The sequence below is a fragment of the Pseudomonas sp. PAMC 25886 genome (assembly GCF_000242655.1).
In the GTDB taxonomy this organism is placed as follows: domain Bacteria; phylum Pseudomonadota; class Gammaproteobacteria; order Pseudomonadales; family Pseudomonadaceae; genus Aquipseudomonas.
In genome coordinates, this window is record NZ_AHHC01000060.1 from 1 (window position 1) to 21,685 (window position 21,685).

22 protein-coding genes and 1 riboswitch are annotated in these 21,685 nt (G+C 62.5%); of the genes, 14 read left to right on the forward strand and 8 right to left on the reverse strand.

Features of this window, described 5'->3' with window-relative positions; genetic code table 11:
- Positions 1-969: 969 nt before the first annotated feature.
- The 3 genes from MUM_RS0120420 to MUM_RS0120430 are packed head-to-tail and all read right to left on the reverse strand — an operon-like array spanning position 970 to position 3,151.
- The gene (locus MUM_RS0120420; RefSeq protein ID WP_010173480.1) at positions 970-1,896 is read right to left on the reverse strand and encodes a FecR family protein; all 927 of its coding nucleotides are present in this window, start codon (positions 1,894-1,896) and stop codon (positions 970-972) included.
- Between the two features lie 38 nt (positions 1,897-1,934).
- The gene (locus tag MUM_RS0120425; RefSeq protein ID WP_010173483.1) at positions 1,935-2,480 is read right to left on the reverse strand and encodes an RNA polymerase sigma factor; all 546 of its coding nucleotides are present in this window, start codon (positions 2,478-2,480) and stop codon (positions 1,935-1,937) included.
- Positions 2,477-3,151 (reverse strand): secretin and TonB N-terminal domain-containing protein, encoded by a 675-nt coding sequence (locus tag MUM_RS0120430; protein WP_050543216.1) that lies wholly within the window; start codon positions 3,149-3,151, stop codon positions 2,477-2,479. The genes MUM_RS0120425 and MUM_RS0120430 overlap by 4 nt, the downstream gene beginning before the upstream one ends.
- A 162-nt stretch (positions 3,152-3,313) precedes the next feature.
- Between MUM_RS0120430 and MUM_RS0120435 the strand changes: the two genes are divergently transcribed.
- From MUM_RS0120435 to mntP, 9 genes are all read left to right on the forward strand, one after another.
- Positions 3,314-3,625: a hypothetical protein gene (locus tag MUM_RS0120435; protein ID WP_010173486.1), complete on the forward strand. Its 312-nt coding sequence runs from the start codon at positions 3,314-3,316 to the stop codon at positions 3,623-3,625.
- Positions 3,626-3,761: 136 nt separating this feature from the next.
- Positions 3,762-4,616 carry a MurR/RpiR family transcriptional regulator gene (locus MUM_RS0120440; protein ID WP_010173489.1) on the forward strand — a complete coding sequence of 285 codons (855 nt, stop codon included), beginning with the start codon at positions 3,762-3,764 and terminating at the stop codon, positions 4,614-4,616.
- Positions 4,617-4,637: 21 nt separating this feature from the next.
- Complete coding sequence (gene ddpX, locus MUM_RS0120445) at positions 4,638-5,180, forward strand: D-alanyl-D-alanine dipeptidase (RefSeq protein WP_010173491.1); 543 nt, start codon at positions 4,638-4,640, stop codon at positions 5,178-5,180.
- 118 nt (positions 5,181-5,298) lie between these two features.
- Positions 5,299-6,849, forward strand: a complete 1,551-nt coding sequence (locus MUM_RS0120450) for an ABC transporter substrate-binding protein (RefSeq protein ID WP_010173493.1) — start codon at positions 5,299-5,301, stop codon at positions 6,847-6,849.
- A gap of 188 nt (positions 6,850-7,037) precedes the next feature.
- Positions 7,038-8,054, forward strand: coding sequence for an ABC transporter permease (locus tag MUM_RS0120455; protein WP_008431420.1), 1,017 nt, complete (start codon positions 7,038-7,040; stop codon positions 8,052-8,054).
- A gap of 1 nt (position 8,055) precedes the next feature.
- Positions 8,056-8,955 (forward strand): D,D-dipeptide ABC transporter permease, encoded by a 900-nt coding sequence (ddpC, locus tag MUM_RS0120460; protein WP_010173497.1) that lies wholly within the window; start codon positions 8,056-8,058, stop codon positions 8,953-8,955.
- On the forward strand, positions 8,952-9,947 hold the full coding sequence (locus tag MUM_RS0120465) for an ABC transporter ATP-binding protein (RefSeq protein ID WP_010173499.1): 996 nt from the start codon (positions 8,952-8,954) through the stop codon (positions 9,945-9,947). Before ddpC ends, MUM_RS0120465 begins: the two co-directional genes overlap by 4 nt.
- Positions 9,944-10,894, forward strand: a complete 951-nt coding sequence (locus MUM_RS0120470; RefSeq protein ID WP_010173501.1) for an oligopeptide/dipeptide ABC transporter ATP-binding protein — start codon at positions 9,944-9,946, stop codon at positions 10,892-10,894. Before MUM_RS0120465 ends, MUM_RS0120470 begins: the two co-directional genes overlap by 4 nt.
- A gap of 40 nt (positions 10,895-10,934) precedes the next feature.
- Positions 10,935-11,107, forward strand: a riboswitch (yybP-ykoY riboswitch).
- A gap of 5 nt (positions 11,108-11,112) precedes the next feature.
- Positions 11,113-11,676: a manganese efflux pump MntP gene (gene mntP / locus MUM_RS0120475; RefSeq protein ID WP_010173503.1), complete on the forward strand. Its 564-nt coding sequence runs from the start codon at positions 11,113-11,115 to the stop codon at positions 11,674-11,676.
- 136 nt (positions 11,677-11,812) lie between these two features.
- On the opposite strand, the gene MUM_RS0120480 is transcribed toward mntP, so the two are convergent.
- Positions 11,813-12,880 (reverse strand): NAD(P)-dependent alcohol dehydrogenase, encoded by a 1,068-nt coding sequence (locus MUM_RS0120480; protein ID WP_010173505.1) that lies wholly within the window; start codon positions 12,878-12,880, stop codon positions 11,813-11,815.
- A gap of 149 nt (positions 12,881-13,029) precedes the next feature.
- Here MUM_RS0120480 and MUM_RS0120485 point away from each other — a divergent pair, with 149 nt between their 5' ends.
- The 3 genes from MUM_RS0120485 to MUM_RS0120495 all read left to right on the forward strand — a co-directional run bounded on the left by MUM_RS0120485 (position 13,030) and on the right by MUM_RS0120495 (position 16,245).
- Positions 13,030-13,926: a glyoxalase gene (locus tag MUM_RS0120485; protein WP_010173507.1), complete on the forward strand. Its 897-nt coding sequence runs from the start codon at positions 13,030-13,032 to the stop codon at positions 13,924-13,926.
- Positions 13,923-15,314: an alginate export family protein gene (locus MUM_RS0120490; protein ID WP_010173509.1), complete on the forward strand. Its 1,392-nt coding sequence runs from the start codon at positions 13,923-13,925 to the stop codon at positions 15,312-15,314. The genes MUM_RS0120485 and MUM_RS0120490 overlap by 4 nt, the downstream gene beginning before the upstream one ends.
- 112 nt (positions 15,315-15,426) lie before the next feature.
- Complete coding sequence (locus MUM_RS0120495) at positions 15,427-16,245, forward strand: alpha/beta fold hydrolase (protein WP_010173511.1); 819 nt, start codon at positions 15,427-15,429, stop codon at positions 16,243-16,245.
- A 55-nt stretch (positions 16,246-16,300) separates the two neighbouring features.
- Here the strand turns inward: MUM_RS0120495 and MUM_RS0120500 are convergent, their stop codons facing one another.
- Together MUM_RS0120500 and MUM_RS0120505 are read right to left on the reverse strand one after the other, a co-directional pair.
- Positions 16,301-16,699 carry a DoxX family protein gene (locus tag MUM_RS0120500; RefSeq protein WP_010173513.1) on the reverse strand — a complete coding sequence of 133 codons (399 nt, stop codon included), beginning with the start codon at positions 16,697-16,699 and terminating at the stop codon, positions 16,301-16,303.
- Between the two features lie 107 nt (positions 16,700-16,806).
- Entirely contained in the window at positions 16,807-17,682 is an 876-nt protein-coding gene (locus tag MUM_RS0120505; RefSeq protein WP_010173515.1) for a LysR family transcriptional regulator, read from the reverse strand.
- A 176-nt stretch (positions 17,683-17,858) separates the two neighbouring features.
- Here MUM_RS0120505 and MUM_RS0120510 point away from each other — a divergent pair, with 176 nt between their 5' ends.
- On the forward strand, positions 17,859-18,857 hold the full coding sequence (locus tag MUM_RS0120510) for an NAD(P)H-quinone oxidoreductase (protein ID WP_010173517.1): 999 nt from the start codon (positions 17,859-17,861) through the stop codon (positions 18,855-18,857).
- Positions 18,858-18,871: 14 nt separating this feature from the next.
- Here MUM_RS0120510 and gcvA read toward each other — a convergent pair whose 3' ends face one another.
- The gene (gene gcvA / locus MUM_RS0120515; protein WP_010173519.1) at positions 18,872-19,771 is read right to left on the reverse strand and encodes a transcriptional regulator GcvA; all 900 of its coding nucleotides are present in this window, start codon (positions 19,769-19,771) and stop codon (positions 18,872-18,874) included.
- 101 nt (positions 19,772-19,872) lie between these two features.
- Between gcvA and MUM_RS0120520 the strand changes: the two genes are divergently transcribed.
- Positions 19,873-20,478 (forward strand): glutathione S-transferase, encoded by a 606-nt coding sequence (locus MUM_RS0120520; RefSeq protein ID WP_010173521.1) that lies wholly within the window; start codon positions 19,873-19,875, stop codon positions 20,476-20,478.
- A gap of 8 nt (positions 20,479-20,486) precedes the next feature.
- On the opposite strand, the gene MUM_RS0120525 is transcribed toward MUM_RS0120520, so the two are convergent.
- The gene (locus MUM_RS0120525) at positions 20,487-21,611 is read right to left on the reverse strand and encodes an alkene reductase (RefSeq protein WP_010173523.1); all 1,125 of its coding nucleotides are present in this window, start codon (positions 21,609-21,611) and stop codon (positions 20,487-20,489) included.
- Between the last annotated feature and the right edge of the window lie 74 nt (positions 21,612-21,685).

The following is a 21,685-nucleotide window of genomic DNA, read 5'->3' on the forward strand; positions in this document are numbered from 1 at the left end:
TGAGGCTTGGCCGCAGGGGCCGCCTGAGAGCGAATTCGGGGTGATTGCCATATATAAGAGTCTCCGCCGCACAGGGGTCGAGGGTGCGGTTACAGGAGGTAGAGCAAGAGTTGGGCCAGCTTTGGGTTTGGTGTGTATATCCGTTGTTTGGGTGATGGCCGCTATTGGTTCCGCTCTTACAGCGGCTCACTTTTGAACAGCGCAAAAGTAAGCAAAACGCTCTTGCCCCACCACTCGGCACCTCGCCTAGGCTCGGTGTGCCCTCACTCCGGCATTACTCCGCGGGCCGCCGCGACGGGGCGTCCCTGCCCCGTCGCGGCTAAACCGGCGTCCTGCCGGTTTACCCGCTCCGTACTACCTGCGTTCGGCCAGCGTGGTTTAACGGGGCGCCTAAGATCAAGATCAAAAGCAGATCAAGAACACAGCGGCCTACAGGCCGGCTTGAGTGGTGTGAAGCAAAGGCAAGATCAAAATCTAAAGCGAGCACGATCCACTGTAGGAGCTGGCTTGCCGGCGATGGCATCAACTGGGTGTACCTGAAAAACCGAGGTGTCTGCATCGCAGGCAAGCCAGCTCCAACAGAAAAGCAGAGCTGCATCAGTTTCAGATTTGGTTTTCGCTTTAGCTTTGGCTTTTGATCTGGCTTCTACCACTCAAGCCGGCCTGTAGGCCGCTGTGCTCTTGCTTTTGATCTTGATCTGGCTCTGACTGCCCCAATAAGCCCGAGGCCGAACGTAGGGATTGAGGAGCGGGTAAACCGGCAGGACGCCGGTTTAGCCGCGACGGGGCAGGGACGCCCCGTCGCGGCGGCCCGCGGAGCAATGCCGGAGTGAGGGAACGCCGAGCCTAGGCGAGGCGCCGACAGGCGGGGCAGAGCGTTTTGGTTACTTTTGCGCTTTTCAAAAGTGACCCGCTGTAAGAGCGGAACCCATAGCGGCCGTTACCCAAATAACGGATATACACCCCCATCTAACTCAACAAAACGACACCGCCAGGCAACTCCGTACACTTGGCCCCATACGCATCGCGAATCAACAACGCCACCCCCGCCAGTTGATGCAAACTAAACCGCGCCTGCACCCGCCTCTTGCCCAACTCAGCATTCATCAACAACAACATCCCCGGCCGATAGCGATTAATCTCATCCACCACCGTCGCCAGAGTCGCGTTATCAAACACCAACACCTGCTCCCGCCAGGCCACCACCGCCTGCGCATCCACCGCTACCGGCTCACCCACACCGCCAGCGTCATACGTCACCTGCCGCCCGCTTTCAAGCCGAACCGTACGCCCACCCACCGCCACCGCCACCGCGCCGTCAATGCACGTCACACACACACTGTGATCCGTATTACGCACATTGAACCGCGCCTGCGCCGTACTCAACCATCCACCACCCGCCTGAACCCGAAGCGGCATCGCCACATTGGCCAGTACCTCAACCTCCCCCTCCAACAACTCAATCCCGTCATCACGCCGACTGATCCGCGTCTGAGTATTGAGCTCCAGCCGAACACCGTCATTCAACTCCACCCGCCGCTGCTCACCGACCTCCGTGCGGTAATCCGCCGTCAACCCGGCAAACCCACCCGGCACGGTAAACCGCACCATAAATACCGCCGCCGACGCCGCAATCGCGCCGCCCAAAAACGCGCGGCGCCCAAAATGCCGTGGCCGGGAAAACTGCTCGGCGGCCGGTGCCAAGTGCTGCCACACCACCTTGGCCTGCTCGAACGCCCGGGCATGTTCCGGGCTCTGGGCGCACCACAGGCGCAAGGCCTTCGCATCGGCGACGGTGGCCCGACCCGAGGTCAGCAGCACCAGCCAGTCACGCGCTTCGTTGTGCAGGGGGCTGTCTGGCGTATCCCGGGCAGTGGAGAGGTTAAAAATGTTCAAGCGCGCAGGTACTCACGGATTTTTCAGGGACTCAATCACTAAGACGGTTTTCCGGCCCCGGGACCGAACCGCTGGATCACTTTTCTTTCAAGGCGCTGTGCGCAATGCCCCAACCCGGCCTTGATTTCCTTTTCAACCATGCGCGTGGAAATCCCGAAACGCTTGGATATTTCCAGGTGCGGCGCCTCTTCCAGGCGCGCGGCGATGAGGATCTGGCGCCGCCGCGCCGGCAGTTCGTAGAGGGCTTTGAGCAGGGACTGGATTTCGCGCTGGCCGCCCACCACCCGCGACGGGTCCTGGGCTTCATCCACCGTCTGCAACAGTTCTTCGACTTCGCTGCCGGTCAGCAACCGGGCATCTGCCTGGCGACGGTCGGCGGCAATGTTCAAGGCCATGCGGTACAGGTACGCATTGGGTTGCGCCAGGTTCGGCGGCACGTCCATGCGGTCGACCCGCAGGTAGGTTTCGTGCAGCACGTCGTTGGCCAGGTCTTCTGACCCGAGGCGCTTGCGCAGGCGTACCTTGAAGTCCTCGTAGGACGCCAGGAACAGGCTGACCATCGTGCTGTGGCCGGTGTCTTTCATGCCCCGGAAACTCCTTCCCCTGCTGTGCATTCCATGCGTGTTCCTGTTGAGTCGGGCATCAAAAGTAAGGTCACCGGCAAGCGCAGTGAACTCGGCGCCGGGCGTTCGACCCGGGTGGAACCGAGGCCCAGGACCAGCGCTTCATCACGCTGCAGGTCACCGGTGGAGCTGACCAGGCGGCTGTGTTCGATCACCCCGTCACCGTTGACCCACACCTGCACCAGCGCCCGGAAACTGCCGGGACGGGTCAGCGGCGACCGGCACAAACTGCGCTCGATCGCCTGCTGCAAGGCCGTGGCGTAGCTGTTGTTGATCCGTGCCGCGTTCGCCGCCTTCCTTCCTCGGGTCGCAGCCGGCTGGCTGACCTCGGGGACTTGCAGGGTGAACGCATCACTGCGGGCATATCGCGCCATCAAGCCACTCCCTGTCAGCAGCAGGCTCAGGGCTTGCTGCGCGCTGTAGCGGCCATGCACGCCGATGGAACGCCGGCCCCGGGTCAGTTCGCGATCCACCAGCACCGCCATGCCGGTGGCATGGCTGAACGCTTGGAGGGCGCTGTCCAGCGTCTGCGCAGGCAGGTCCAGGATCACGTCGGCCCGCACGCTCGACGCCAGCCCCCATAGCAGGGCCAGGCAGCAGCCCGCGTGCCTCCAAGCGCTCCTGCTCAGCATCGCAACACGTCCGACATAGCCTACAAAACCGTCATCCTGAGGCCAGTTTATGAACCTGATGTTACGGTGCCAGCAAAAAAAACATCACGGTGACGGGCAGCCCGCTGCACTACACTTTTGCGCCATACCGGCCCATTTCCCAGGGCCCGCCAGGAGGCACTGATGAACCTGTTCCCAACCCTCGCCAGCCTGTTGCTGTGTGCAGCCCTGCCGCTGGCGGCCCACGCCGAAGGCAAGCCCGGTGGCTGCGCCGAGGTCAATGTGGATGGCTACAAGGCGCCGGACTACGGCTGCCTGAGCCAGCAGATGGGCAACAACCCGGACGCCGCCAAGGCGACGCAGAAGAACCAGGAGGCGCAACAAGTGCCCATCGAAAAACGCAAGCCGAACCAGATCGGGCTTTCTACGCCGGCGGCGACCAGCGTGCGCATGGGCAATACCTTTGGTACTTCGGTGAAACCCCAGCGGCCTTGATCGCCGCTTGTCCCCCCCTGTGTACCCGCTCGAAAAAAAGCCATTGTGTTATCGCGACAGCCGATGTTATGTTTCTAACAGAAATTAAAAATACGACATTCGAGTAACATCAATGACCGGTAGCCGCGAGAGTGTCATGGATAAAAACAGCTTCCAGCGCACGCTGGAACAGCAGTTCCCGACGCTGACCCCCACCGGCAAGCGCATCGCTACCTACCTGCTGGGCAACCTGCAGCAACTACCGTTCGAAACCGCCGACAGCATCGCCCAGCAAGCCGGCACCACCGGGATTTCGGTGGGCCGTTTTCTGCGCACCCTGGGCTATCGCAACCTCGATGATGTGAAACAAGGCCTGCGTGGCGACCCGCAAGCGTCCTGGCTGATCACCGACCGCCTCGGCGCCTTTCGCCAGGAGAACGACCAGGAAGACGCCCTCGACCGCTCGCTCAACCGCGAGATCGAAGCCATCCAGCACGTCTACGGCCTGGCCCGCAGCCAGGCGTTTGCCGACATCGTGCAGCATATCGTGGACGCCGACGCGGTGTTTATCCTCGGTGTCCAGTCCACCCGAGGCATCCTCAATGCGTTCCACAGCCACTTGGAATACATTCGGCCCAAGGTCTATTACGTCGACGGCCTGTCGGGGATCTACGCCGAGACCCTGAACTCCGGCTTTGAAAAACCCTACGCCATTACCGCCGATTTTCGCGCCTATTCCAGCATCACGCCCACGTTCTGCGAGACCGCGAATGCCCACGGCCTGCCCCTGGCGCTGATCACCGACTTGCAATGCCCCTGGGCCCGGGACTACGACCTGGACCTGCTGCAACTGAAAACCGACGTCGGCCAGTTCTGGGACTCTATGGCGCCGCTGACGTGCCTGTTCAACCTGATGGTGTCTGCCGTCGCCGACCGATACGGCGAGCGCCTGGATGCCCGCCTGGCGAAAAACCGCGCCCTGCAACAGGCCTTCGGCCAGTTCGAATCCTGACCCTTGAAAGGAAATGCTTGAGTGAATACCAGCCCATTGGTAGAAATCGCCCCACCGGAGTACCCGGTACAGGTCGACCTGATCTACGCCAGTGCCGACAACCTGGCAGGCACCGTGATCTACCGCAACGCCCGTTGCCTGCTGCACACCGAAGCGGCCGCCTGCCTGCGCAAGGCCAGCCAACTGGCACGCCAGGCCGGCATGACCTTGCTGATCTACGACGCCTACCGCCCCGCCTACGCCCAGCAACTGCTATGGCAAGCCCTGCCCAACCCGGACTACGTGCGCGACCCACGCCTGGGCTCGCACCACACCCGCGGCGTGGCCGTCGACCTGACGCTGCTTGATGAACACGGTACCCCGCTGGACATGGGCACCGCATTCGATGCCATGGAACCCAAGTCCCACCAGTTCTACCCCGACCTGCCCCCACAGGTGCAGCGCAATCGCCTGCTGCTGTTGGGGATCATGCTCGGTGCTGGCTTCAAGGCGATTGCTACCGAGTGGTGGCATTACGAATTGCCGGATGCCGAACTTTTCCCATTAATTGAGGAGTCGCACTGACCCCAGGGAACGTACCATCACAATAATTAGCTGCACCCTTTAGCTCCAACTGCCCGGTTATAGATTTCATAAAAAAAAACCAACCCGCTTTTTCCTCTAAATAATCAAGGAAACCGGCATGACCCCAAGCAACCGCAAGACCCTCGCACTCTCCCTGCTGTGCGCCGCCCTGAGCCTGGGCGCGTGGCAATCTGCAAGTGCCGCCGCCCCCAAAGACACCCTGATGATCGGCAAGGCCGCCGACCCGCAAACCCTCGACCCGGCCGTCACCATCGACAATAACGATTGGGCGGTGACGTACCCGGCGTACCAGAAACTGGTGGCCTACAAAGTCGAAAACGGCAAGGGCAGCACCGAGGTCAAGGGCGACCTCGCCGACAGCTGGACCACCTCGGCCGACGGCCTGGTGTGGGACTTCAAGCTGAAGCCCGGCAACAAGTTCGATGACGGCGCCGACGTTGATGCCAATGCGGTGAAGTTCTCGTTCGACCGCGTGATGCAGCTCAAGCAAGGCCCGTCCGGCGCGTTCCCGGATGACATGAAGGTCACCGTGGTCGACCCGCTGACCGTGCGTTTCACCCTGACCAAACCCTACGCGCCCTTCCTCTACACCCTCGCCCACAACGGCGCCGGCATCATCAACCCGGACGTGGTGAAACAGGGTGACGTCAACGCCTACCTCTCCACCCACACCGCCGGCTCCGGTGCGTTCCGCCTGACCAACTGGCAGAAGGGCCAGAGCCTGACCCTGGAGCCCAACACCTATTACGCCGGCACCAAGCCCGCGCTGAACAAGGTGGTGATCAAGATCATCAGCGAAGCCTCGGTGCGCCGCCTGCAACTGGAACGCGGTGACCTGGACATCGCCGAAGACATGCCCCAGGACCAGCTCACCAACCTGGCCAAAAAGAAAGACGTGGTGATCAAGGAATTCCCGTCACTGCGGGTGACCTACCTGTACCTGAACAACCAGAAAGCCCCGCTGAACAACCAGAACGCCCGCCAGGCGATCGTTGATGCGGTGGACTACAAAGGCATCGTCGACGGCATCCTCAAGGGCCAGGCCAAGCTGATGAACGGGCCGATTCCCGCCGGCATGTGGGCCAACGACCCGAGCCTGCCCATGATGAAACAGGACCTGGACGGTGCCGGTGCCAACCTGAAGAAACTCCCGCAAAAAATCACCAACCTGAACTACATGTACTCCGACAAGGACCCTGACTGGGAATCCATCGGCCTGACCCTGCAAGCCAGCCTGGCGCCGCTGGGGATCAACCTGAAGATGGAAAAACTGGCCAACGCCACCATGCGCGAGCGCCTGGGCAAGGGTGACTTCGACGTGTCGATCGGCTCGTGGGCGCCGGACTTCTCCGACCCCTACATGTACATGAACTTCTGGTTCGACTCCTCCCTGCAAGGTCTGCCGGGCAACCGTTCGTTCTACAGCAACCCGGTGGTGGACAAGCTGATCCGCGATGCCGCGGCCAACAACGACACGGCCAAGCGCACCGAGCTGTACCAGGAAGCACAGAAGATCGTGCTCAAGGACAGCGTGTACGCCTACCTGTACCAGAAGAACTACACCTTGCCGATGCGTGATTCGGTGAAGGGTTATGTGTTCCATCCGATGCTGGAGCAGGTGTTTAACGTGGCTGAGATCAGCAAGTAAATACCGCTCCGGCGCCAATACACCCTGTGGTACGACCGCTGTTGTGGCGAGGGGGCTTGTCCCCCGTTGGGCTGCGCAGCAGCCCTAAGTTCGCCACCGGGTTATTGGCCGGGAAAATGCACTGATCTTGCTGGGGGCTGCTTCGCAGCCCAACGGGGGACAAGCCCCCTCGCCACAATGAGGTACCCATGGCCTTCCTGAATATGTTGCGCAAACGCCTGTTCGGCCTGATTTTGGTCGTCGTCGGCGTTTCGCTGATTACTTTCTGCATCTCCCACCTGATCCCGGGTGACCCGGCGCGCCTGATTGCCGGCGACCGGGCCAGCGACGCCATTGTCGAGAACATCCGCCATCAACTCGGCCTCGACCTGCCGCTGTACCAGCAATATGGCCGCTACATGAGCGACCTGCTCCACGGCGACCTCGGCACCTCGATCCGCACCAGCCGCCCGGTGCTGGAAGACCTGAAAGCCTTCTTCCCCGCGACCCTCGAACTGGCGGTGGCCGCCCTGCTGCTCTCGGTGCTGGTGGGCGTGCCGCTGGGCGTGCTGTCAGCGGTGTATCACAACCGCGCCATCGACCAGATCGCCCGAACGCTGGCGGTCACCGGTATTTCCACCCCGGCCTTCTGGCTCGGCCTGGGTTTGATCGTGTTGTTCTACGGCCAACTCGGCTGGCTGCCCGGCAGCGGTCGGCTGGATGAAGGCCTCGAACCCCCGCGCACGATCACCGGGTTCTACCTGATCGACTCACTGCTGGCCGGCGATATCCCGCTGTTCCTGAATGCGCTGGAGCACCTGATCCTGCCCGCCGTGACCCTGGGTTTCGTCAACCTCGGCGTGGTCGCCCGGCAGATCCGCTCGGCGATGCTCGACCAGTTGGGCGAAGACTACATCCGCACCGCCCGCGCCTATGGTTTGTCGCGCTGGGCCGTCATCCTGCGCCACGCCTTGCCCAACGCGCTGATCCCGTCGATCACCGTGCTCGGCCTGACCCTCGGCGACCTGCTCTACGGCGCGGTGCTCACCGAAACCGTGTTCGCCTGGCCGGGCATGGGCGCCTATGTGGTCAAGTCGATCCAGTCCCTGGACTTCCCGGCAGTGATGGGCTTTGCGATCCTGGTGTCGTTTATTTATGTACTGCTCAACATGCTGATCGACCTGCTCTACCGCGTGGTCGACCCGCGCATCGGCGAGGTGAATTGAGATGACCGCTCCCGTGACCATGCCCGTACCGGTGCCCCTGGAGCAGCGCCCCACCTGGCGCGCGCGACTGGAATACCTGGGGTATCAAATACGCCGCAGCCCGCTGACCATTGCCGGCCTGACCATCACCCTGATCGTGCTGATCTGCATGGCGTTCGCCCCCTGGCTGGCCAGCCATGACCCCAACGCCCTGAACCTGGCCCAACGTCTCGCCGAGCCGTCGGCTGAACACTGGTTTGGCACCGATGAAGTCGGCCGCGACCTGTTCAGCCGGGTGCTGTACGGCAGCCGCCAATCGGTGGGCGTCGGCCTGTTCGTGGCGTTTTCATCCTGCCTCGTGGGTGGCCTGTTGGGCTGCCTGTCGGGGATTATCGGCGGGCGGTTCGACAGCCTGATCATGCGCCTGATGGACATCATGCTGTCGGTGCCGTCCCTGGTGCTGATCATGGCCCTGGCCGCGGCACTGGGCCCGAGTCTGTTCAACGCGATGCTGGCGATCACCGTGGTGCGCATTCCGTTCTACGTGCGCCTGGCCCGCGGCCAGGCCCTGAGCATTCGGCAGATGGGCTACGTCAAGGCGTCCCAGACCTTCGGCGCCGGGCGCTGGCACATCGTGTCATGGCACGTGGGCCGCAATGCGATGCCACCGTTGCTGGTGCAACTGAGCCTGGACATCGGCAGCGCGATCCTGATGGCCTCGGCCCTGGGTTTCATCGGCCTCGGTGCGCAACAGCCCACCGCCGAATGGGGGGCGATGGTTGCCACCGGGCGCAATTTCATCCTCGACAACTGGTGGTACTCGACCTTTCCGGGGCTGGCGATCCTGGTCACCGCCACCGGTTTCAACCTGCTGGGTGACGGTGTTCGTGACCTGCTCGACCCACGGCAACAGGGGAAATGACCATGTCCAGTTCGGCAGTCCTTGCCATCGACAACCTGAGCCTGGAATTTCCGGCTTACCGTAACAATGTGCAGGCGCTCAACGGCGTGTCCTTGCACGTCAACCCCGGCGAAGTCGTCGGCGTGGTAGGTGAGTCCGGCTCCGGCAAATCCGTGACCGCGATGCTCAGCCTGCGCCTGCTGCCGGAGCGCAGTTACCGCATCACCGCCGGCAGCTTGCAGATGCTGGGCCGCGACATGCTGGCTGCCAGCGAGAAAGAGCTGTTGCAGATTCGCGGGCGTGACGCGGCAATGATCTTCCAGGAGCCGATGACCGCGTTGAACCCGACCCGGCGCATCGGCCGGCAGATGCTCGACGTGATCATCCACCACCAGCGCCTGAGCAAGGCCGACGCCCGCGCCAAGGCCATCGCCCTGCTGCGGGACATGCACATCGCCGACCCCGAACAGGTGCTCGACAGCTACCCCTTCGAACTCTCCGGCGGCATGCGCCAGCGGGTGATGATCGCCCTGGCGTTTTCCTGCGACCCGCAGTTGCTGATCGCCGACGAACCCACCACTGCCCTCGACGTCACCGTGCAACGCCAGGTGCTGTTGCTGCTGCGGGAAAAAGCCCGGGAACGCGGCACCGCGATTTTGCTGATCACCCACGACATGGCCGTGGTCTCGCAGTTCTGCGACCGGGTGTACGTGATGTACACCGGCGCCGTGGTGGAAGAAGGCCCCACCGCCCAGGTCATGAGCGACCCGCGCCACCCCTACACCCAGGGCCTGCTCAGCGGTTTGCCGGAACAGGTGAAACCCGGTGACGACCTGCTGACCATCCCCGGCCAGGTGCCCAACCTCGCCGCCCTGCCCTCAGGCTGCACCTTCCGCGAACGTTGCCCACAGGCCATGAGCCAATGCATCGAGCGCCCGCGCCTGGATCTGATCAACCCTGTCGGCACCCGCAAAAGCGCGTGCTGGCTGACTGCCGGGGAGTCGGTGCAATGACAGTGTCCCAGGATTCACTGCTGGCCCTGCGAGATGTACGGGTCAAGTTCCCGGTAAAAACCGACTGGCTGGGTCGCCCGCGCGGTTACGCCCATGCCCTCAATGGCATCGACCTGCAAGTGCGCCGTGGGGAAACCCTGGGCATTGTCGGCGAATCCGGCTGCGGCAAAAGCACCCTCGCCCAACTGTTGATGGGCCTGGTCAAGCCCAGCGACGGCGAAGTCGACTGGGTCTACGAAAGCGCCCGGGAACGGCACCGCCACGTGCAGATCGTGTTCCAGGACCCGCAATCGTCCCTCGACCCACGGCTGCCCATCTGGAAAATCATCACCGAACCGCTGTTCGCCCTCGGTGACACGCCCAAGAGCGAAATGCGCACCATCGCCGCCAGAGTCGCCGCCCAAGTGGGCATCCGCGCCGAATACCTGGACCGCTACCCGCACCAGTTCTCCGGTGGCCAACGGCAACGCATCGCCATCGCCCGCGCACTTGCCTCCAACCCGAGCATCCTGGTGCTGGACGAACCCACCTCGGCGCTGGACATCTCGGTGCAGGCGCAAATCCTCAACCTGCTGGCCGAGCTGCAACGCCGGCTGGGGCTGACCTACATCCTGATCTCCCACAACGTCTCGGTGGTGCGGCACATGGCCGACCGGGTGGCGGTGATGTACCTGGGGCAGATTGTGGAACTGGGGTGTGCCGAGCAGGTACTGGAGCAGCCGAAGCATCCGTATACCCAGTTGTTATTGGAAGCGGTGCCCAAGCTCGGGGTGGCACTGGATGATGCTTACGTCAGCGCGCCAACGGAGCTGCCGGGGAACCGCGTATTGCCGGCCGGGTGTTTCTTTCTCGACCGCTGCCCGAGGCGCACCAAAGGGTGTGAGCGGCCGCAGCGGTTGACGGGGGGCATGAGCCAGCAGGTGCGGTGCCATCTGGAGCACCCGTGATCATCCGTTAACAAAATTTTCATATGGCCAAGGCTATGATCCGCCACCTCGTTGGGGAGTAGCCTGCTTCGGATTCTCGAAGCGTTCGTATCAACATTCTCGGCAACATGCCGTGGTGCGAACACCATTTTGGTTGGTGAGACCAGCGACACATCCATGCCTGAAGTCGGGCGTGTGGTTGTGTCGTTGACTCATATAGCCCGACTGGAAATCTTGCCGTGAACCCCATTTCCCTGATCCTTCTTGCCCTTGCCATGTCCACGGACGCCTTTGCGGCGGCCATCGGCAAAGGCTCCAGCCTGCACAAACCACGCTTGACCGAAGCCCTGCGGGCCGGCCTGATCTTTGGTGTGATTGAAGCCATCACCCCGATTATCGGCTGGGCCATCGGCCAGGCCGCTACCCGCTGGGTGCAAAACTGGGACCACTGGATCGCCTTCACCCTGCTGGTCGGCCTGGGCCTGCACATGATCTACAACGGTTTGAAGGCCGATGATCCAGAGGAAGAGAAACCGAGCCAGCACTCCTTCATGATCCTTGCCGTGACGGCGTTTGCCACCAGCATTGATGCCCTGGCCGTGGGCGTGGGCCTGGCGTTTGTCGACGTGAATATCCTGGTGGCCGCCGCGGCTATCGGTGTGGCGACGATGACCATGGTGACCCTCGGCATGATGCTCGGCCGGGTGCTGGGCACGGTGGTGGGCAAGCGCGCCGAGATGGTCGGCGGCGTGGTGTTGATGCTGGTGGGTGCGACGATTTTGTATGAGCACCTGTCGGCCTGATCAACGCATACAAAAATGTGGGAGCTGGCTTGCCTGCGATAACGGAGTGTCAGTCAACAATGATATCGACTGATACATCGCCATCGCAGGCAAGCCAGCTCCCACACTGAATCTGCTGCAACTTATCGAGCGTACCTCAGGCCGCGTGTTTTTCTTTCTTCAGGCTGTCGATGTCGATCACGAACCGATACTTCACATCGCCCTTGAGCATGCGCTCGTAGGCTTCATTGATGTTCTGGATGTCGATCATTTCGATGTCCGAGACAATCCCGTGTTTGGCGCAGAAATCCAGCATGTCCTGGGTTTCCTGGATGCCACCGATCAACGACCCGGCCAGGCTGCGGCGCTTGAAGATCAGGTTGAATACCGTCGGTGACGGGTGCGGGCTGTCCGGCGCGCCCACCAGGGTCATGGTGCCGTCGCGCTTGAGCAGGTTGAGGAACGCATCCAGGTTGTGGGACGCGGCCACAGTGTTGAGGATGAAGTCCAGGGAGTTGGCGACCTTGGCCATTTCATCCGGGTTCTTCGACACCACCACTTCATCAGCGCCCAGGCGCAGGCCGTCTTCGCGCTTGTTCGGCGAGGTGGTGAACAGCACCACGTAGGCGCCCATGGCGTGGGCGATTTTCACCGCCATATGCCCCAGGCCACCCAGGCCAACGACGCCGACGCGCTTGCCCGGCCCGACGTTCCAGTGATGCAGCGGCGAATAAGTGGTGATGCCGGCGCACAGCAAGGGCGCGACTGCCGCGAGGTTGCTCTCGTCATGGGAGATGCGCAGGACGAACTTCTCCTTGACCACAATATTGTCGGAGTAGCCGCCGAAGGTGTTTTCGCCGCCAAACGCCGGGCCGTTGTAGGTGCCGGTGAAACCGTTTTCGCAGTATTGCTCCTCGCCCTCGGCGCAGGATTCGCACTGCTGGCAGCTGTCGACCATGCAGCCGACACCGGCGAGGTCGCCTACCTTGAATTTGCTCACGTTGGCGCCCACTGCGGTCACCCGGCCAACGATTTCATGGCCCGGCACCGACGGGTACAGGGTGTTATTCCATTCGTTGCGTACGGTGTGCAGGTCCGAGTGGCAGACGCCGCAGTAGAGGATGTCCATCTGCACGTCATCGGCCCCGGGGGCGCGACGTTCGAATGTGAAGGGTTTGAGTGAATCCTTGGAGTCACGAGCGGCGTAGCTGTAAGTCTTGGCCATTTCGTTCACCTGTGTGTTCAGACGTTGAAATCAGTGGACCCGCATAGACGCTGAACCGTTCAACCGAGCACGTCCATACAATCCGCCCGACAGACAGGCCCCTAAGCTGGCGACTTTTCGATCACGCTGAAAAGTGCTGGAGAGTGGGCATGTGCAAGAAAGTGACGACGATATCCCTGGCCTTGACGCTGTTGGCCGCACAGATGACGGGCAATGCGTTTGCCGCAACCCCGAATGTGGCCGTGGCACCGCAATACGACACCAGCCACGTCTATGTCGCCCCGGCCGACGTGGACCGCTTTGCCCAGAGTTTTCTCGCCACGTTCGGTGGCAAAAGCACGCCCCAGGTGGTGGTGAATGTCCTGCCAGTGCCCAGCAGTACTACCTCGCAACTGCTACAGACGCCGGCGGGTACCGTGTCATTGTTCGGCTTCACCACGCCTGTCCCGCATCCATTTGGTCAGGAGCGTAACGGCTACCTGGTCAAGGACATGGACGTTGCCCTGAAGGCCGCCCGGGAAAACGGCGCGGCAGTGATCGTCAGTGATTTTCCCGACCCTATCGGCCGTGATGCGGTGATTCAATGGCCGGGGGGCGTGAATATGCAGCTCTATTGGCACACCAAAACGCCGGACTATGCGGCGTTCCAGACGGTTCCGGAAAACCGGGTATATGTCTCGGGTGATCGCGCCGACACCTTTATCAAGGCGTTCCTCGGATTTTCCCACGGCAAGGTCCTGACGGATGACAAGCACGCGCCCGCCGTGGATATCGGGCAAGCCAGTGGCAACTACCGCCGTGTCGACATCGAGTCGCCGTTCGGACGCATGGCGGTGCTGGTCACCAACGGCCAACTGCCCTACCCCTTCGGCCATGAAACCACCGGCTATCAGGTGGCCGACCTGACCGACACCCTGGGCAAAGCCACTGGCTCCGGTGCCAAGGTGCTGGTCCCGGCGTTTGACAGTAAGGGCCGGCGCAGCGCGCTGGTGGAATTCCCGGGCGGTTACGTCGCGGAGATTCACCAGCTCAGCGGGGCAAAATGATCCGCGGCACAGGCTGGGGCCTCGCGGTGCTGTGGCCGCTGCTGGCCGCCGGCGTCCACGCCAACGATCAACCGACGCGCCCGACGATCAAAGCCAACCGCTGGCAGGAAGACTGGTCGGTGCTCAAAGACCCGGCGCTGCGTACGCAGCCGCTGGATAACCTCAAGTACATCTCGCTGTCCGATGCGAACCCGTTCACTTACCTGTCCCTGGGTGCGACCTTGCGGGAGCGCTTCGAGATGAACGACGCCGGCGGTTTCGGTGTGAAGAACGTGGCCCGCGACCGGTACCTGATCCAGCGGTTCCAGGTGCATGCCGACCTGCACCTGAACGAAAACTGGCGGGTGTTCACCCAGCTGGAGGACGCGCGGGCCTATGACAAAACCTCAATCGGTGGCGCCGACCAGAACCGTGTCGACCTGCGCCTGGCCTTTGCCGAGTACATCAACACCTTCCGTGCCGGCACGTTCAAGGGGCGCATCGGCCGGCAAGACTTTGCCTTCGACTTGCAGCGCTTCATCTCGTCACGGGACGGGCCGAATGTGCGCCAGTCCTTTGATGCGCTGTGGGCCGACTGGGAAACCTCGAACTGGCGTATTATCGGGATCGCCAGCCACCCGGTGCAGTACCAGGATGAGCGGCACTTCGACGATAAATCCAACGCTGACGCGCAGTTTCACATGCTGCGGGTCGAGCGACTGGTGGGGGGCAAGAATGAGCTGTCAGCCTATTACGGGGTGTATGAACGCAGCGATGCCCACTACCTGGACGGCGACGGCGATGAGAAACGCCAGCTGTTCGACGCGCGGCTGGGCGGCGCGGCCCTGGGCTTCGACTGGGACATTGAAGCCATGCTGCAAGGGGGCTCGGTGGGCCACAAGGATATTCGCGCCTGGGGCGGCGGCAGCCGCGTGGGCTACACCTTCGACAACCTGGCCTGGGCACCGCGCCTGGGGCTGCAAATGGATATTGCCTCGGGCGATCGCCACGCCGGGGACGGCACAGTCGGCACGTTCAACCCGCTGTTTCCCAATGGTTACTACTTTTCCCTGGCGGGTTATACGGGCTACAGCAACCTGATTCACGTCAAACCGTCGATCACCGTCAAGCCCATCCCCAAGCTGAGCATGCAGACTGCCGTCGGCCTGCTCTGGCGGCAAACCACCGCGGACGCGGTCTACACTCAGCCAAACCTGCCGGTTGCGGGAACCGCAGGCCAGGGTGAGCGCTGGACCGGCGCCTATGCGCAAGTCCGCACCGACTATGGGTTTACCTCCAACCTCACCGGCGCCGTCGAGGCCGTGCACTACGCGGTCGGCCAGACGCTGCGGGATGCGGGCGGGCATGACAGCAATTACCTGGGGGTCGAACTCAAGTTCAGTTGGTAAACCCAACCAAGCACACCCGTACAAGCTCGCCCCGGGCTTTTCGGCAATAGTCAGCCTTTGTCTTTGATCCCCACCCATGCATGCCGATCAGGCGCGCACTCAAGGAGTTTCCATGAGCACCTTCCTCACCAAAGACGGTACCGAAATCTACTTCAAGGACTGGGGCAGCGGTAAGCCCGTGCTGTTCAGCCACGGCTGGCCGCTGGACGCCGACATGTGGGAATACCAGATGGAATACCTGAGCAGCCGCGGCTACCGCACCCTGGCGTTTGACCGCCGCGGGTTTGGCCGGTCGGACCAACCCTGGACCGGTAACGACTACGACACCTTCGCCGACGATATTGCCGAACTGATCAACCACCTGGACCTGCAAGACGTGACCCTGGTGGGCTTCTCCATGGGCGGTGGCGACGTCGCCCGCTATATTGCACGCCATGGCAGCGCGCGCGTGGCCGGCCTGGTGTTGCTGGGGGCAGTGACGCCACTGTTCGGCCAGAAAGCCGACTACCCGCAAGGCGTTCCCACGGCGGTGTTCGATGGCATCAAGGTCGGCCTGCTGAAGGACCGCGCGCAGTTCATCTCGGACTTCAACACCCCGTTCTATGGCATCAACAAGGGGCAGAAAGTCTCCGACGGCGTACTGACCCAGACCTTGCAGATCGCCCTGCTCGCCTCGCTCAAGTCCACCGTGGATTGCGTCACCGTGTTCTCGGAAACCGACTTCCGCCCGGACATGGCCAGGATCGACGTGCCGACCCTGGTCATCCACGGCGATGGCGACCAGATCGTACCGTTCGAAACCACCGGCAAGGTGGCTGCCGAGATGATCAAGGGCGCTGAGCTGAAGGTTTACAAGGATGCGCCACACGGCTTCGCTGCCACTCACACCCAGCAGTTGAACGAAGACCTGCTGGCATTCCTGAGCCGCTGAAGCAGCTGGCCCCCCCTCTCCTTATTTTGGCCGGGCTTGCCCGGCCTTTTTTTATTCAGCCAACACGCTGGCTGAGCACCAGACGCCCCGGCCCTGCGATCAGAATGCTGGTAAACAGGATCAACAACAGCCAGCCAAACTGCCCCTCAAATAACGACCACTCGGGATGCACCACCAGCAACGCCACCAGCAGTACGGCCAGAATCGGCAAGCACGCCAGGCGCACCAGCACCCCGGCAACAATCAACAGCGGGCAGAGTACTTCAGCGAAGATCGCCAGCAACAGTGTCACGCTCGCCCCCACGTGAAAGGGATCCTCGATCACCTTCAACTGTTCGCCATAGTCCAGCAATTTGGGCAGGCCATGGACCCACAGCAGGAACAATCCCCCGCTGACCCGCAAAAACAGCAGCCCGAAATCCCGTGCCCGTTCATCCCGTTGTGATGCGTTCATAAGCGACCTGTGCCCGTGACTTACACCGGCCTTTTCAGGCCGGAACCTGCGCCGATTGTGCGGCCACGGACGCCGCGGAAATTGCAGCGATGTGCTGACCTGACACCTCACTCGCCCGTGCCGGCAAACCCGGCGACGATCTCGTCGATCACCACCCGCACCCGCGCGGTATGGCGCAAGTCGGCATGGGTCACCAGCCACACATCGTAGGGCAACGGCCGCGTGCGGTCCGGCCACAGACGTACCAGCCCGTCCCGCTCACCGGAAATCAGCGGAATTTCACCGATGCCGAGCCCGGCGGCAATGGACCGGCGCACCAGTAGGCTGGAACTCAAAGCCGCGACAATGCGCCCGCGCCCCAACGGTTCGGAAACCAGGGTCAGGTCTTTTTGACTGTGCAGATGCGGCTGATAGACCACCAGGTCGTGGCCCTCGAACAGGCTGCCCGGTTCCGGCTCGCCGTGGCGGTCGAGATAGCCCTGCGATGCAAACAACCCCACCGGCCAGCGCGCGATGCGCCGGGCGATCAGGTCCGGGTTGTCGGGGCGGGTGTTGCGCACAGCGATGTCGGCTTCGCGTTTGGCCAGGTTAAGGAACTGGGTCGAAGCATCCATCTGCACGCGCACGTCCGGGTGCGCGTCGTGCAGCCGGGCGATGGCCGGGATCAAGAAGTCGATGGCCAGGGAATCGGTGGTGGTCACCCGCACGGTGCCCGTCAGGCGGTCGTCCAGGCCCAGCACCTGACGCTCCAGGTCCAGCGCAGAGCGCTCCATGTTCTCCACCGATTGCAAGGCGGCTTCACCCACGGCCGTCAGCGCATAACCTTCGGAGGTGCGCAGGAACAACGTCGCGTTCAAGGACTTTTCCAGGGCGTTGACCCGCCGCCCTACCGTGGCCTGATCCACACCCAGCACCCGCGCGGCCCCCCGTAATGTGGACTCGCGGCACACCGCGAGGAACACCCGCGCGTCATCCCAGTTCATGGCTTCCCCCTGTGATGCATTTATGCATCATCGTGACGTGTAATCGCAGCATTATTGCATCACTTATCAGGGATATGCTGGGCACCAGAGAAAATCCTCAGGATCGCCAACGTGCTGAACCGCCCGTCACTGGGCGCGGTCCCAACCCATACGTTCATTGCTACAGGTGCACTCAAATGACTTTGCCCCACGAAATGACCCTGATCGAAATCACCACCCCCGGCGGCCCCGAGGTTCTGAAGCCTCGCCAGGAACCCATGCCCGTTGCCGGCCCCGGCGAAGTGCTGATCCGCGTACACGCCGCCGGCGTCAATCGCCCGGACGCCCTGCAACGCGCCGGCACCTACCCGATGAAACCCGGCATGAGCCCGATCCCCGGGCTGGAAGTGGCCGGTGTGGTGGTCGCGCTGGGCGAAGGCGTCAGCGAGTACGCAGTGGGCGACAAGGTGTGCGCCCTGACCAATGGCGGCGGTTATGCGCAGTACTGCGCAGTGCCCGCCAGCCAGACCTTGCCGATTCCCGCCGGCATGGAGTGGATTCAGGCAGCAGCGATCCCGGAAACCTTCTTCACCGTGTGGGCCAACCTGTTTGGCATCGGCGGCGCGCACAAAGGCCAGCGCGTATTGATCCATGGCGGCACCAGCGGCATCGGCACCACCGCGCTGATGCTCTGCCGCGAGTTGGGTATCGAAGCGTTCGCCACCGCCGGCAGTGCAGAAAAATGCGCGGCCATCCGTGAGCTGGGCGCCGAACCGATCAACTACCGTGAACAGCATTTCGCCGAGGTCATCGCTGACAAAACCGCGGGCAAGGGCGTCGACGTGATCCTCGACATCATGGGTGGCTCCTACCTGAACGACAACATCAGCGCCCTGGCCATGGAAGGTCGACTGGTGATGCTGGGTTTCCTCGGCGGTGCCCGCGCCAAGGACATCGACCTGCTGGCGATCCTCGGCAAACGCGCAATCGTCACCGGCTCGCTGTTGCGCTCCCGCACCCGGGAAGAAAAAGCCGCGATTGCCGCGCAGTTGCGCAAACACGTGTGGCCAGTGTTGTCGGCCGGGCGTTGCCTGCCGATGATCGACAAGGTGTACGCCTACACCGACGCCGCGCAGGCCCATGCGCGGATGGAAGGTGGTGATCATATCGGCAAGATTGTGTTGCGGGTGGATTGAAAGATCGGCCCGGATCACGCCTGACTTTTCAGGAGCGCCTGATACGTTTGCGCCTCGGCGAACAACCACTCGGAAAACGCCCGCTGTTTATTCGCCGAACGCTCCCGTGGCGGCCACACCAGCCAATACGGATAAGGGTACGGTGCAGTGATCTCGCTCAACTGCACCAACTCCCCGCGCCTCATGGCGTCCTGCACCAGGCTGCGCCGATCCAGCGCAATGCCCTGCCCCAGCCGCACGGCCTCCAGCACCAGATTCGAATCGTTGCTGCACAGGCCATGGCGCTCGACAGCCACCTCCACACCGGCCGCCTGGCACCAGGGCAACCACGATTCGGTGCTGTGAATAATCCGGCTTTCGATAATCTGCGTGGGCGTGCGCGGCAGTTGTCCGCCATTGAAGTGCGGTGCCGCGACGACCACCAGTTCGTCATGAAACAGTAGCTTCTGCTCCACGCCGTCCCAATCGCCTTTACCCATGCGAATACCGATGTCCACCGACTCCTGATGCAGGTTGGAAACCGTCAGGCTGGCTTGCAGGCGGATGTTGATGTCGGGATATAGCCGCTGAAACGCCGGCAGCCTCGGAATCAACCAGGCGCGGGCAAATGATGGGATGACGGCAACCACCAGCTCGCCGATTTTCGGCTGGGCCTGGATCGTCCGTGTGGCGTGCTCGATGTCGGCCAGCGCCTGGCGAATTTGCAACGCATACAGGCGGCCATCCTCGCTGACGCGCAGCCCGCGGCCTTCGCGCACAAACAAGCTGAGCCCGACCATCTCCTCCAGGGCCTTGATCTGCTGGCTGATGGCCGAATGGGTGACGTGTAACTCCTTGGCGGCCAGGGTTACGCTTCCCAGCCTGGAAGTGGCTTCGAAACTGCGCAGTGCGGTCAACGGCGGAAACGCATTCATGTAAGCCTGGCTAACCTTTGATGATAAAAAAGATCGATATCACGGGGGAAATCCGCCGGATAAAGTAAACCGAATTTAACACTGCGGTAAATGGAGGCTTCATGAAACTGGTCGGTATGCTGGACTCGCCCTACGTGCGCCGCGTGGCCATTTCCCTGGAACTGTACGGTGCCGCGTTTGAACACCAGGCACTGTCGGTGTTCAGCACCTTCGAAGAGTTTTCCAGGATCAACCCGGTGGTCAAGGCGCCGACGCTGGTGCTCGACGACGGGACGGTGCTGATGGATTCGGGCCTGATCCTCGACTACCTGGAAGCCCTGGCACCGGCCGGCAGCAAGCTGTTGCCCTCACAGGCAGCAGCGCTTGCCAAGGATCTGCAGGTGATCGGCCTGGCGCTGGCCGCGTGCGAAAAAACCGTGCAGATCGTTTACGAGCATCACCTGCGACCCGCCGAAAAGCTGCATCAGCCGTGGATCGACCGCGTGACCGGGCAACTGCTGGCGGCTTATTCGCTATTGGAAGCGCGGGTGGCCGAGCGCGACAGCGAGGCGCCACTGAACCAGGCGAGCCTGACGGTGGCGGTCGCCTGGTCGTTCAGCCAGCTCAAGATCGCGGACGTGGTCAAGGCCGAGGCGTTCCCCCACTTGCAGCGCCACGCGGCACTCGCCGAGCAGCATCCGGCGTTCCGCAAGTACCCGATCGAGTAAGCGATTAATTACCCGGCGTACACCGGGTAATCGGTGAAGCCCACTTCAGTACCGCCATACAGGCCGGCAGCATTCAACGGGTTCAGTGGCCAACCGTTGAGAAGGCGCTGGGGCAAGTCGGGGTTGGCAATGTACGGCCGACCAAACGCAATCAGGTCTGCCAGCCCCGCCTCGACCAGCCGCACGCCGCGCTCTGCGGTGTAGCGGCCGGCGTAGATGATGCGACCGGTGAAGGTGTCGCGCACCGCGCGGCGGAACGACTCGGGCAGTTCCGGGGCGTTGTCCCAGTCGGCCTCGGCAATGGACACGTAGGCAATGCCGGCGGCTTCGAGCACTTTGATCGCCTCGATGTAGGTGTGATGCGGGTCTTCCTCAACCAGCCCGATGTAGACCCGGTCCTGATCGGTGCCGCTGAACAATGGCGCAAAACGCACACCCAGGCGTTCCGGGCCGACCACGTCGGCCACCGCCTCGACGATTTCCCGCAGGAACCGCAGGCGATTGTGCAGCGAGCCGCCGTACTCATCGTCGCGCTGGTTGGAATGCGCCGAGATGAACTGGTTGACCAGGTAGCCGTTGGCCGAATGAATTTCCACGCCATCAAACCCGGCGGCCAATGCATTTCTTGCAGCCTGGGCGTAAAGCCCCACCAGTTCCTTGACCTCAGCGGTCGCCAACGCGCGAGGCTGTGGCGGCTGTACCAACTCGCCGGCGCCCGGCCCGGTTTCAATGAACGCCTTGACTTGCTGCGGCTGAATCGCCGAAGGCGCGACCGGGGCTGCGCCGTCGGGTTGCAGGTCGGGATGGGACACGCGGCCCACGTGCCAAAGCTGGGCGAAGATCACCCCGCCTTCGGCATGCACCGCATCGGTCACTGTGCGCCAGCCGTCGATCTGCGCCGGGGTGTAGATGCCCGGGGTCCAGGCATAACCCTGGCCGCGGGGCTCGATCTGCGTGCCCTCGCTGACCATGAAGCCGGCCGTGGCACGCTGGCGGTAATAGACGGCCATCAAGTCTGTGGCGATGTCGCCGGGCTGGGCGCTTCGCTGGCGCGTGAGCGGCGGCAGGACGATGCGGTTTTTCAGGGTGTGGTGCCCCAGTTTGATCGGGGTACCTAAAGCGCGATTACTCATGAGGGGAATTCCAGAGGTAAATGTCAGGCGAGCAGAAGCTGCCGGCTCCCGGTCAGGGAAGCCGCCAGCAACTT

Bases quoted from the DNA above. Each gene is read 5' to 3' on its own strand.
- MUM_RS0120425 (WP_010173483.1), bottom strand. From the start codon at position 2,480: ATGAAAGACACCGGCCACAGCACGATGGTCAGCCTGTTCCTGGCGTCC.
- MUM_RS0120430 (WP_050543216.1), bottom strand. From the start codon at position 3,151: ATGCTGAGCAGGAGCGCTTGGAGGCACGCGGGCTGCTGCCTGGCCCTG.
- MUM_RS0120435 (WP_010173486.1), top strand. From the start codon at position 3,314: ATGAACCTGTTCCCAACCCTCGCCAGCCTGTTGCTGTGTGCAGCCCTG.
- MUM_RS0120440 (WP_010173489.1), top strand. From the start codon at position 3,762: ATGGATAAAAACAGCTTCCAGCGCACGCTGGAACAGCAGTTCCCGACG.
- MUM_RS0120450 (WP_010173493.1), top strand. From the start codon at position 5,299: ATGACCCCAAGCAACCGCAAGACCCTCGCACTCTCCCTGCTGTGCGCC.
- MUM_RS0120455 (WP_008431420.1), top strand. From the start codon at position 7,038: ATGGCCTTCCTGAATATGTTGCGCAAACGCCTGTTCGGCCTGATTTTG.
- ddpC (WP_010173497.1), top strand. From the start codon at position 8,056: ATGACCGCTCCCGTGACCATGCCCGTACCGGTGCCCCTGGAGCAGCGC.
- MUM_RS0120465 (WP_010173499.1), top strand. From the start codon at position 8,952: ATGACCATGTCCAGTTCGGCAGTCCTTGCCATCGACAACCTGAGCCTG.
- MUM_RS0120470 (WP_010173501.1), top strand. From the start codon at position 9,944: ATGACAGTGTCCCAGGATTCACTGCTGGCCCTGCGAGATGTACGGGTC.
- MUM_RS0120480 (WP_010173505.1), bottom strand. From the start codon at position 12,880: ATGGCCAAGACTTACAGCTACGCCGCTCGTGACTCCAAGGATTCACTC.
- MUM_RS0120485 (WP_010173507.1), top strand. From the start codon at position 13,030: ATGTGCAAGAAAGTGACGACGATATCCCTGGCCTTGACGCTGTTGGCC.
- MUM_RS0120490 (WP_010173509.1), top strand. From the start codon at position 13,923: ATGATCCGCGGCACAGGCTGGGGCCTCGCGGTGCTGTGGCCGCTGCTG.
- MUM_RS0120495 (WP_010173511.1), top strand. From the start codon at position 15,427: ATGAGCACCTTCCTCACCAAAGACGGTACCGAAATCTACTTCAAGGAC.
- MUM_RS0120500 (WP_010173513.1), bottom strand. From the start codon at position 16,699: ATGAACGCATCACAACGGGATGAACGGGCACGGGATTTCGGGCTGCTG.
- MUM_RS0120505 (WP_010173515.1), bottom strand. From the start codon at position 17,682: ATGAACTGGGATGACGCGCGGGTGTTCCTCGCGGTGTGCCGCGAGTCC.
- MUM_RS0120510 (WP_010173517.1), top strand. From the start codon at position 17,859: ATGACTTTGCCCCACGAAATGACCCTGATCGAAATCACCACCCCCGGC.
- gcvA (WP_010173519.1), bottom strand. From the start codon at position 19,771: ATGAATGCGTTTCCGCCGTTGACCGCACTGCGCAGTTTCGAAGCCACT.
- MUM_RS0120520 (WP_010173521.1), top strand. From the start codon at position 19,873: ATGAAACTGGTCGGTATGCTGGACTCGCCCTACGTGCGCCGCGTGGCC.
- MUM_RS0120525 (WP_010173523.1), bottom strand. From the start codon at position 21,611: ATGAGTAATCGCGCTTTAGGTACCCCGATCAAACTGGGGCACCACACC.